The sequence below is a fragment of the Vibrio sp. 10N.261.52.C11 genome (assembly GCF_041471405.1).
Taxonomy (GTDB): Bacteria; Pseudomonadota; Gammaproteobacteria; order Enterobacterales; family Vibrionaceae; genus Vibrio; species Vibrio crassostreae_C.
Genome location: NZ_JBFROI010000111.1, coordinates 1 through 6,154, shown reverse-complemented (window position 1 = coordinate 6,154; position 6,154 = coordinate 1). Strand labels below are relative to the sequence as shown.

The window sequence follows — 6,154 nt, the reverse complement described above, 5'->3', positions numbered from 1 at the left end:
TCAAATTTTTCTTTAGACATGGGGTGTCCCTCTAGGTACGGATTAGGTGGCTTAAAATAAGACCACGCAACCAAAAAAATGGTTTTCTTTATTAAAGGAGAAGAAGCTTTAGACTGGTGCTAATACCCAGAGTCGAACTGGGGACCTCACCCTTACCAAGGGTGCGCTCTACCGACTGAGCTATATCAGCACACAAAATGAGTTGGAGCGTGCAGCGGGAATCGAACCCGCATCATCAGCTTGGAAGGCTGAGGTAATAGCCATTATACGATGCACGCAACACGTAACTCTGTTTGAGCTATTTAACCTTTAGAATATGGTGGAGAGGGACGGATTCGAACCATCGAAGGCAGTGCCAACAGATTTACAGTCTGCTCCCTTTGGCCACTCGGGAACCTCTCCAAATTTTGAGCTTTCTCTCGCTTGCCTTATAGGAAGGGAGAAAGTGGTGCCGACTACCGGAATCGAACTGGTGACCTACTGATTACAAGTCAGTTGCTCTACCTACTGAGCTAAGTCGGCACAAGTGGGGCGCATTTTATTGAATGATTTTCCACCTTGCAATAGTAAATTGAAAAAAAGTGCAAAATTCTCTGACCAAACTCCTACATACGGCTATTTAGCTCAAGGTTTACGTCTTTAACCCGCATCTAGTACAGGAAGATATTTTATTTATCTATCGCTTGATGTATTTTCCATGCACTTGTTTTGTTATCCACTATAGAGTTTTGTATGAGCCCATTTATGTCATTTGACCGCGAACGTTGGTCTGAGCTAAGGAATTTAGTTCCGATGACACTTTCTGAGAGCGACTTAAAAGAGCTTCAAGGCATCAATGAAAAGCTCACAATGGAAGAGGCAGTAGAGATCTATCTACCGCTATCTCGTCTATTGAACCTCTATGTGGCAGCCAGACAGAATAGAAACTCGGTACTCCACCAATTTCTAGATAAGAAAGAGAAAGCGCCACCTTTTATCATCGGTATTGCGGGTAGCGTAGCTGTTGGCAAAAGTACCACTGCGCGTCTGCTTAAAGCCCTACTCTCTCGCTGGGAAAACCACCCAAAAGTTGAACTAGTGACAACCGATGGCTTTTTATATCCAAACGAGGTGTTAGAAGAGAAAGGGTTGATGAGCAAAAAGGGCTTTCCTGAATCTTACGATATCAAGCGTTTAGTGAACTTTGTTTCGGATGTAAAAGCTTGCAAGAGAAATGTCACAGCCCCTGTTTACTCGCATCTTACGTACAATATTACTGATGACGTTAAGTGCGTCGACCTACCAGATGTGCTTATTATTGAAGGGCTTAATGTTTTACAAACCGGAATGAATTATCCACACGAGCCACATCGCGTGTTTATTTCAGACTTCCTTGATTTCTCACTCTATGTTGACGCTGATAGCCAACAAATCAAAGAATGGTACGTCAATCGCTTTATGAAATTCCGCGATGGCGCGTTTACTAAGCCTGGCTCTTACTTTAGTCATTACACTAAATTATCGAACCAAGCCGCATTGGACAAAGCAGAAGGTATCTGGAGTTCAATTAATGGCTTGAACCTTGAACAAAATATCCTTCCGACAAGAGAAAGGGCTCACCTGATTCTACGTAAAGGCGCAGATCATATGGTTGAAGAAGTGTTACTAAGAAAATAGTAACGCCTTAGTCGCCTTTTCTTAGCGATATCTCGCCACCAATATAGCTCTCGACACCATTCTCAGTTTTGAGCAATACAGCACCTTGTTCATCGATGCCTTGAACAACACCTTCAATTTCTCTAGGTCCAATGATCAATCTAACATTGCGACCTAAGAAATTATCCAAGCGGTTCCAACGCTCTAAAAAATTGGACATTCCTTTCAACTCGTAGTCGACAAGTGACTTATCCCAAGCATTGATCAGAGCCTGCGCTAACTGGTTACGGTCTGGCACCTTCCCATCACACACTTCTTTAAGGGAAGTCCATGGCTGGCCAATACCTGATGTTGTTGGATCCATGGATAGGTTTAGCCCTAAACCAATCACAATATGCGCAGCGCCACCAGACTGTCCTGACAGCTCGACCAAGATACCTGCAAGCTTCTTGTCATTGTGGTAAAGGTCGTTCGGCCATTTAAGCTTTACACCTTCTACGCCCATCTCTTCCAAAGCTTCAACAACAGCTACACCAACCACAAGGCTTAAGCCCATTGCGGCAGCCATCCCCGCGTCGAGTCTCCAATACATTGAAAGATAGAGGTTTGCACCAAATGGTGATACCCACTCTCGTCCACGGCGTCCACGACCCGCAGCTTGATATTCAGCAATACAGACAGAACCCGATTCGAGGGTGTTAGTGCGCTCTAATAGGTGTTGGTTTGTAGAACCTATGATGGGAATGAGTTCAAGAGAAGCATCGCGACTAACTGCAGACAATTTGTCTTGGTCAAGCATATCCAAACGACTGGCTAGTTTGTAACCCTTGCCTTGTACTCGGTAGATATCTAAACCCCACTCTTGAATACCTTTAATGTGCTTACTGATAGCCGCTCGTGATACGCCAATCATTTCACCTAGGTCTTCACCTGAATGAAACTCACCGTCAGCAAGACATCTCAATAGTGCAAGCTTGGTACTGTGCTCTCTCATGCAAATGACTCCAAAGCCTTGTCTAGATTTGTCTCGCAGTCTCGTCCCATAAAACGCACTTCATGTTCTAATCGAATATCGAATTTATTCAAGACAGACTGACGCACTCGCTCTGCAAGCTTAAGGATATCCACAGCAGAAGCCTTATCATAATTGATGATAACTAATGCTTGGTTTGGGTGAACTTGAGCACCGCCTTCTGTCACACCTTTGAACTGGCACTGATCAATCAGCCAGCCTGCAGCGACTTTGATCATGTCATTGCTCTCATAGCCGACAATGTTTGGGTATAGAGCGAACAAGCGATCAAAATGATCTTTGGTGATCACAGGGTTTTTGAAGAAGCTGCCCGCATTGCCTTGGACTCTAGGGTCTGGCAACTTACTTGAACGGATAGCGCATACTTCATCAAATATAGTACGAGGAGAGAGCGTATCGGCTGCTAGGCTTTTTAACGGGCCATAGTGATTGCATGGCTCCCATTCTTTCGGCAACGATAAACCAATCGCAACAACAATCGCTTTATCGTAGAGAGCGTGCTTGAAAATAGAATCTCGGTAACCAAAGAGACACTCTTCTTTGCTTAATCGCTTAACCGTATAAGTATCCAGACACAGGATATCGACATACTCGCATACGTCTTGTAGCTCAACACCATACGCACCAATATTCTGAATCGGAGCAGAGCCGGAACAGCCGGGTATCATTGCTAGGTTTTCTAGACCACCCAGCTCTTTATCCACACTCCACTCAACCAAGCTTGGCCAATCCTCGCCACCACTCACATGCAGTAGGTGATGACTGTCCGTCTCGGCCAGCTCAATCCCGGCTAATTTATTCACGATGACCAGGCCAGCGAAGTGCTCAGTAAAAAGCATATTACTGCCCTTACCCAGTATTAACTTAGGCAAAGCTGACCATTTAGGGTCTTTGTAAAGCGAAATAAGTTCTTCGGTAGTGGTGACTTCAACCAACGCATCACACGTCTGATCGATGGAAAAAGTATGAACATTTTTTAAACTAGCATTGAGATGGAATTGCATGGCGATATTCAATTAACTTACACTGCGGTCATTCTACAGCAGATAAACCAATGGCGCAGTGACTGAATGAACAATGTCATCATTACTCAATTAGACCCAGTAAAGGTTCCCCTAGTTAAACGTTTCTATAAAGAACATTACCCAACGGGAAAAGCGAATAAGAGTGAACTGATCTATTCGTTATTGCTGAATAACGAACTGTGCGGTGTCGTGCGTTTTCGTACAATAGAAAATAATCGCTTACTTACCGGTATGGCGATATCAAAACAACATCGTGGTCAGCAATTAGGCTCCCAGCTTATGGATTATTGTGCGCAACATACGCTTACGGAAGATGATTACTGCTTTGCGTACGCTCATCTCACCAATTTTTACGCGCGACACAAATTCGTACAAGTAGACCCTAAAGATCTACCAAATGGTTTAAGAGTTTTATACGAGCGCTATTCGAATAGCGGAAAAGATCTCATTCCTATGCATTATCAGCAAAATTGTTAGAGAATGCCTCGATTATCTAGTATTTGGTGCTATCCCTTTGGTAAAATTAAAGGTTCGCAATTTTGCATATTTTTAAGGTAAAACAGTCAATATGATTGCCAGTAGGAATCCATTCATACAGTTGCCAACCATAGCGCAGAATCCTGACAAGTTTGAAGTACTACTATCAGCGCAAGAGTTTCGAACTCGCCTACTTGATGAAATATCTCGCGCAACGACTCGTATTAGTTTAGTCGCTTTGTATCTTGAAGATGATGAGGCTGGCCGTGAGATCCTAACTGCCTTATATGAAGCAAAGCAAAAGAATCCAGAATTAGACGTGAGCGTTTGTGTCGATTGGCACCGGGCGCAGCGTGGATTGATTGGCGCAGAGTCTTCTGAAGGCAATGCAGCCATGTATAAAGAGTTCGCAGAGAAATATCAACATTCTGTGCCTGTCTATGGCATTCCCGTTCGCGGCAAAGAAGTCTTTGGCGTATTGCACTTAAAAGGCTTTATCGTCGATGATAGCGTGATATACAGCGGTGCAAGCCTTAACAATATCTATCTGAATTACCATGACCGCTATCGCTTTGATCGTTACCATGTTTTAAACAATGCAGCTCTTGCTGACTCAATGTTTGCCTACGTACACGAACAGATGGTTGCGGACAGCGCTGTTTATGACCTGGCTGATAAGAACAAGCCTGCGACCAAAGAACTGAAACCAGCGATTCGTCAGTTTCGAGCATCATTGGCAAGGTCTCAGTATCAATTCGAAGGGCAAGAGGTTTCAGCAGAGCAAGTGGCTGTAACACCATTGGTTGGTATCGGTAAAAGACGTAACCGTCTGAATCAGGGAATCAACCAACTCGTCGCTCAAGCTAAAGATGAAATCTTCATCTGCACACCTTACTTCAACTTCCCACCTAGCCTAGCTAAAGAAGTGAAGAAAGCACTTAAGCGTGGCGTAAAGGTCAGCATTGTTGTTGGTGATAAGACAGCGAATGATTTCTTTATCTCACCAGAAGAAGAGTTTAAAACGATTGGTGGTTTGCCATACCTTTACGAACTGAACTTACGCCGTTTCGCTAAAGCGAATGAAGCTCATATTGCTAGCCGTAATCTATCAATTCGACTTTGGCAACACGATTCCAATAGCTTCCACCTAAAGGGCATTTGGGTAGATAAGCGCTACATGCTACTAACAGGTAATAATCTAAATCCACGCGCATGGAAGTTGGATCTAGAGAACGGTATCTTTATCCAAGATAACTACCATCACCTAACAGACAAGTTTCAGGCTGAAGTGGATAACATCCTTCAACACACTCAGCTTATCTGTACTTATAAGCAGTTAGACAAGGTAGAGAGCTACCCGATGGAAGTTCAGAAGTTGATTCGTAAGATCACTCGTGTGAAAGCCGATAGGGTGCTTAAGCAAATACTGTAGTCGATGTATTAGAGACACTATTTATCAACGCCTAGCAAACGCTAGGCGTTTTTGTATCTACGAGATAGCTATTTAGGTTTGTTTGATGGTCTTTCGAATCAACATCTCTATTTATGCATAGTGAGTGTGATAGCTTGAAGTGTTAAGCATCCTACCTTTTCCTTAGTCAACGTGTATCAGGTATGGTTTAGATAGCAGCTAAACGAGTACCAATACGAACATAATCGACAATTACCCTTTACGTATTCAAGCAATAAAGTCTCACTCCTTAGGGCGAAGTACGTACGCGATAGAGAATTTCACATGGTAAAACAATCAGATTAGTGCTCTGCTCTATTTAGCTTAAGAGTTAGAAGTGACCACCTATATTCCCAAGCAGCACCTCCCGATATATAGAGAAGTACTTCATAGCTAGCGATAAGGATCTACTACTAAAACCCAAAACACATACGCAGGAAACGACGAAAGCCTAGTCGTCAGACTAGGCTTTCTGATATGTGCCGGAATAGCATGAAGTGCAGGGGCTCGGTGTCTTTATACCAATTAAAGTAA

General features: G+C 43.5%; 5 protein-coding genes and 4 tRNA genes. 3 read left to right on the top strand and 6 right to left on the bottom strand.

Going from position 1 to position 6,154, the window contains the following annotated elements; all coding sequences use genetic code 11:
• Positions 1 to 114 precede the first annotated feature (114 nt).
• The 4 genes from AB4323_RS23905 to AB4323_RS23890 all read right to left on the bottom strand — a co-directional run bounded on the left by AB4323_RS23905 (position 115) and on the right by AB4323_RS23890 (position 522).
• A tRNA-Thr gene (locus AB4323_RS23905) sits at positions 115 to 190 on the bottom strand.
• Positions 191 to 203: 13 nt separating this feature from the next.
• Positions 204 to 278 (bottom strand) — tRNA-Gly (locus AB4323_RS23900).
• Between the two features lie 39 nt (positions 279 to 317).
• Positions 318 to 402 (bottom strand) — tRNA-Tyr (locus tag AB4323_RS23895).
• A gap of 44 nt (positions 403 to 446) precedes the next feature.
• Positions 447 to 522, bottom strand: a tRNA-Thr gene (locus tag AB4323_RS23890).
• Between the two features lie 210 nt (positions 523 to 732).
• Here AB4323_RS23890 and coaA point away from each other — a divergent pair.
• The gene (gene coaA, locus AB4323_RS23885) at positions 733 to 1,656 is read left to right on the top strand and encodes a type I pantothenate kinase (protein ID WP_017066910.1); all 924 of its coding nucleotides are present in this window, start codon (positions 733 to 735) and stop codon (positions 1,654 to 1,656) included.
• A 7-nt stretch (positions 1,657 to 1,663) separates the two neighbouring features.
• Here the strand turns inward: coaA and birA are convergent, their stop codons facing one another.
• Positions 1,664 to 2,629, bottom strand: coding sequence for a bifunctional biotin--[acetyl-CoA-carboxylase] ligase/biotin operon repressor BirA (gene birA / locus AB4323_RS23880; protein WP_017059800.1), 966 nt, complete (start codon positions 2,627 to 2,629; stop codon positions 1,664 to 1,666).
• Positions 2,626 to 3,672 carry a UDP-N-acetylmuramate dehydrogenase gene (gene murB, locus AB4323_RS23875; protein WP_372153497.1) on the bottom strand — a complete coding sequence of 349 codons (1,047 nt, stop codon included), beginning with the start codon at positions 3,670 to 3,672 and terminating at the stop codon, positions 2,626 to 2,628. Before murB ends, birA begins: the two co-directional genes overlap by 4 nt.
• 66 nt (positions 3,673 to 3,738) lie before the next feature.
• On the opposite strand from murB, the gene AB4323_RS23870 reads away from it, so the two are divergent.
• A complete protein-coding gene (locus tag AB4323_RS23870) occupies positions 3,739 to 4,170 on the top strand; it encodes a GNAT family N-acetyltransferase (RefSeq protein ID WP_017059798.1) in 432 nt (143 codons plus the stop codon).
• Between the two features lie 91 nt (positions 4,171 to 4,261).
• Positions 4,262 to 5,602: a CDP-diacylglycerol--serine O-phosphatidyltransferase gene (pssA, locus tag AB4323_RS23865; protein WP_029235079.1), complete on the top strand. Its 1,341-nt coding sequence runs from the start codon at positions 4,262 to 4,264 to the stop codon at positions 5,600 to 5,602.
• Positions 5,603 to 6,154: the final 552 nt, after the last annotated feature.